Raw genomic sequence first — 913 nt, 5'->3', positions numbered from 1 at the left:
GTTACCGTCCCATTTTTTGCCCCCAGGTCATCAATGATTAGAAAATCTACATCAACTAACTTTTTAACCGCCTCATACTCTGTTAAGTTTGCATTTCTTCCATAAGCCCAGCCTTCTTTTATCTGCTTGATAATCTCGGTTAAGCTAACAAACAATACACTCTTAGGCTCGTTCTTCTCCCTGAAACTCTCATTGATTTCTTTAGCAAGTGCAAGAGATAAATGACTTTTCCCTATTCCTGTGCTACCGCTGATTAAAGTATTTCCTGTCATACCTGCAAGATACTTCTGGGCTTGTCTCTTTACAAACTCCAACATCTGGCGCTCCTCTGCCGTCTTAACAAAGAAATTATCAAACGTCGCTCCTTTCAACTCTTTAGGGATCGTACTATCACGCATTAAGACATCATAAGTTTTAAAGTAGGCTTGTCTGTCCTCGAACTGCTGTAATAGTTCTTTCTCTTTTTGTTTAATCTCTCCCTTTACACACTCCGGGCAAAATGCTTGTACTTTTCTTTCTGAACTCCCTAACACTGGTACAGAAATTTCCCAATAATTTACTTGGTGAATATCGCAAACTGTATCCGATATTTTTCTGTTATTAAATTCTTTAAATTGTTCCTTCATCTGTACAACTCCTAAAATGGTAGGTCTGGGAAGTTATCTTCGGACTTCCCTTTTATGGTTTTAGGCTTTTGATTCAAATAACCGTCAAACTTGGATCCGAAAAGTGTTTCTGGTCTCAGATATTTAGAAAATTCAGGACTATCCTTCCATTCTGCCGTTTTAATGTCTATCACTTGTTTAAAATCTTCAAGTGTATAGCCTTCCTTGAATCGTGCTAGTAAAAGCCTTTTTGTCTTATCAACAAACTTATACCTCTTATTAGCTACTTGATTCAGATAAACAATAGG

At 37.2% G+C, this 913-nt stretch carries 2 protein-coding genes; both read right to left on the bottom strand.

Features of this window, described 5'->3' with window-relative positions:
* A partial coding sequence (locus K1I61_RS08945) for an ATP-binding protein (protein WP_223334898.1) occupies positions 1 to 626 on the bottom strand: 626 nt, incomplete at its 3' end.
* Between the two features lie 11 nt (positions 627 to 637).
* Positions 638 to 913: conserved phage C-terminal domain-containing protein (locus tag K1I61_RS08940; RefSeq protein WP_223334896.1), on the bottom strand; the 276-nt coding region annotated here is incomplete at its 5' end.

Origin of the sequence: Streptococcus infantis, assembly GCF_019929665.1 — a bacterium.
GTDB classification, from domain to species: domain Bacteria; phylum Bacillota; class Bacilli; order Lactobacillales; family Streptococcaceae; genus Streptococcus; species Streptococcus infantis_H.
This window is presented reverse-complemented; position numbering and strand designations above follow the sequence as displayed.